The sequence below is a fragment of the Rhizobacter sp. genome (assembly GCF_031412495.1).
In the GTDB taxonomy this organism is placed as follows: domain Bacteria; phylum Pseudomonadota; class Gammaproteobacteria; order Burkholderiales; family Burkholderiaceae_C; genus Schlegelella_A.
The window spans coordinates 1-2,636 of the sequence record NZ_JANODC010000546.1; the positions used below are offsets into that span (position 1 = coordinate 1).

Genomic DNA, 2,636 nt, shown 5'->3' on the forward strand with positions numbered 1-2,636 from the left:
GACGCCGACGTCGACGGCGCCCACATCCGCACCCTCCTGCTGACCTTCCTGTTCCGGCAGATGCCCGAGCTCGTCGAGCGCGGCCACATCTACATCGCCCAGCCGCCCCTCTACAAGGTGAAGTTCGGCAAGGACGAGCAGTACCTGAAGGACGGCCACGAGCTCGACAGCTACCTGATGCGCGTGGCGCTGAAGGAAGCGCGCCTCGAGACCGGCCACGAAGGCTCCGGCGGCGGCGGCGACGCGGCGCCCGTGCTGCAGGGCGAGACGCTGGAGGCGCTGGCGCAGAAGTACGTCATCGCCAAGAACGTCGTCGAGCGGCTGTCGAGCTGGATGGACGTCGACGCCCTGCGCGCGATCGCCAACGGCCTCGCCCTCGACCTCGACACCCTCGACGCGGCCGAAGCCTCGGCCCGGGCTTTGCAGTCGGCGCTGCTGAAAGGGGAAAACGCGGCCGAGGTCGCGGCCGAGTTCGACGCCCGCACCGACAAGCACGTCCTGCGCATCAGCCGCCTGCACCACGGCAACATCAAGTCGAGCGTCATCAGCTCCGACTTCGTCCACGGTGCTGACTACGAGGCGCTGAGCACGGCCGGGCAGACGTTCAAGGGCCTGGTCGGCAAGAACGCCATCGTCAAGCGCGGCGAGGGCGACCGGCAGAAGGAAGCGAGGGTCGGCGACTTCCGCGAGGCGATGGCCTGGCTGCTGGTCCAGGCCGAAGGCGCCGTCGCGCGCCAGCGCTACAAGGGCCTCGGCGAGATGAATCCGGCCCAGCTCTGGGAGACGACCATGGACCCGGCCGTGCGCCGCCTGCTGCGGGTCCAGCTCGACGACGCCATCGAGGCCGACCGCGTCTTCACCATGCTGATGGGCGACGAGGTCGAGCCGCGTCGCAACTTCATCGAAGGCAACGCGCGCCGCGCCGCCAACATCGACGTCTGACCGGGGGCCCATGCTCGAGAACCTGCCGGACGCGATCGGCCACGCCTTGCGCGAGCAGCGCGCCGGCCTCGACAAGACCGCGTTCAACGCCGTCGACCTGCGCCAGGGCATGGCCGCCATCACGGTCACCAGCCTGGTCTTCGCCGATCACGCGCCGCTGCCCGATCGCTACACCGCCGACGGCGCCGGCGTGTCGCCGCCACTGCAGTGGTCGGGCGTGCCGCCGGCCGCCGCGTCGCTCGTGCTCATCGTCGAGGACGCCGATTCCCCGACCCCGCAGCCACTGGTGCATGCGATCGTCGTCGACATGGAGGCTGCGGCCGAGGGCGCCTTGGCCGAAGCCGCCCTGCCGAGCAGCGACAACGAGGGCATCGGCCTGCAGGTCGGGCGCAACTCCTTGCTCCAGGCGATCTGGCTGCCGCCCGATCCGCCGCCCGGGCACGGCGTGCACTGCTACGCCTTCCAGCTCTTCGCGCTGGAGGCCGGCCCGGCCTTCGACGGCGCGCCGGGCCGCGAGGCGGTGCTCGAGGCCGTGCGCGAGCGCGGCCTGGCGAGCGGCCGCCTGATCGGCACCTACGAGCGGCCGGACACGTCGATCCGCATCGGCGACGAAGAGGCCGTGACCGCATCGGTGCCGCCGCTGGCAGTCTGAAAGATCGTCCGGAATTGGCGCGCGCGGTGGCCTGACGCGCTCACGGGAAAGGGCGGCGCGAGACAATCGGACGTGCCCGATGACACCCTCACCCACCACCGCCGCCTGAGCTGCGGCGTCGTCCTGCTCACCGCCGGCGGCGGCGAGTTGCTGCTGTGCCATGTCACGGGGCAGCGGCACTGGGACCTGCCCAAGGGCGGCATCCATGCCAACGAGAGCCCGCTGCAGGCGGCGCTGCGCGAGACGCGCGAGGAGACCGGCCTCGACCTCGCCGCGGACGCCTCGCTCGACCTGGGGCGGCATCCCTACACGGCCAAGAAGGACCTGCACCTGTTCGCCTTCCTCGCCGAACGGTTCGACACCCGCCTGCTCCACTGCGACAGCGTCTTCATCGAGCGCGGCACCGGGCGTGCGCGGCCCGAGATGGACGGCTTCGGCTGGTTCGACGTCGTCCGCGTGGCGGAACTGTGCACGCCAAAGATGGCGGCGCTGCTGACGAGCCTGGAACTGGACACCGTCGTCCCCCTCCTGCGCGAACGCGCGCAGCCGCTCGCAGCCTAGTCGTCGGCCTGGCGTCGGCTCAGCGCGAGAGCGCGAGCTTGACGCCGAAGCCGATCATGAACACGCCGGCGGCCTGGCTGAAGAGCCGGCTCACCTTGGGGTTGGCGCGCAGCCGCTCGGCGAGACGGTGCGTGAGCAGCGTCACGACCAGGCCGTAGAGGAAGGTCAGGGCGGCGATGGTCAGGGCCATGACCGCAAATGTGTCGATGCCGGCATGGCGGGCCGGATCCACGAACAGCGGGAAGAAGGCCATGTAGAAGACGATCGCCTTGGGGTTGAGCAAGGTGATGACGAAGGCCTGGCGGAAGTAGTGCCCGGTGCGAATGTTCAGGACCGGCGCCGCCCCGGGCTTGGCGAGCAGCATGCGCAGGCCGAGCCAGGCTAGGTAGGCGGCGCCCAGCCACTGCACGCCCCGAAAGGCGGCCGGGTAGGCGGCGAGCAGGGCAGCGACGCCGGCCACCGCGAGCCACATGAGGACCTG

The 2,636-nt window shown here is 70.8% G+C and carries 3 protein-coding genes and 1 pseudogene; 3 read left to right on the forward strand and 1 reads right to left on the reverse strand.

Features of this window, described 5'->3' with window-relative positions; all coding sequences use genetic code 11:
• The 3 genes and pseudogenes from gyrB to AC30N0_RS20425 all read left to right on the forward strand — a co-directional run.
• Positions 1–942: pseudogene (gene gyrB / locus AC30N0_RS20415) on the forward strand (DNA gyrase subunit B); the annotation flags it as partial.
• Positions 943–952: 10 nt separating this feature from the next.
• Complete coding sequence (locus AC30N0_RS20420; protein ID WP_489519708.1) at positions 953–1,594, forward strand: YbhB/YbcL family Raf kinase inhibitor-like protein; 642 nt, start codon at positions 953–955, stop codon at positions 1,592–1,594.
• A 72-nt stretch (positions 1,595–1,666) separates the two neighbouring features.
• Positions 1,667–2,155 carry an NUDIX domain-containing protein gene (locus tag AC30N0_RS20425; protein ID WP_489519709.1) on the forward strand — a complete coding sequence of 163 codons (489 nt, stop codon included), beginning with the start codon at positions 1,667–1,669 and terminating at the stop codon, positions 2,153–2,155.
• Positions 2,156–2,174: 19 nt separating this feature from the next.
• Here AC30N0_RS20425 and AC30N0_RS20430 read toward each other — a convergent pair.
• A partial coding sequence (locus tag AC30N0_RS20430) for a LysE family transporter (RefSeq protein WP_489519710.1) occupies positions 2,175–2,636 on the reverse strand: 462 nt, incomplete at its 5' end.

Excerpts from the sequence above, each read along its gene's own strand:
- AC30N0_RS20420 (WP_489519708.1), top strand. The coding sequence starts at position 953 with ATGCTCGAGAACCTGCCGGACGCGATCGGCCACGCCTTGCGCGAGCAG.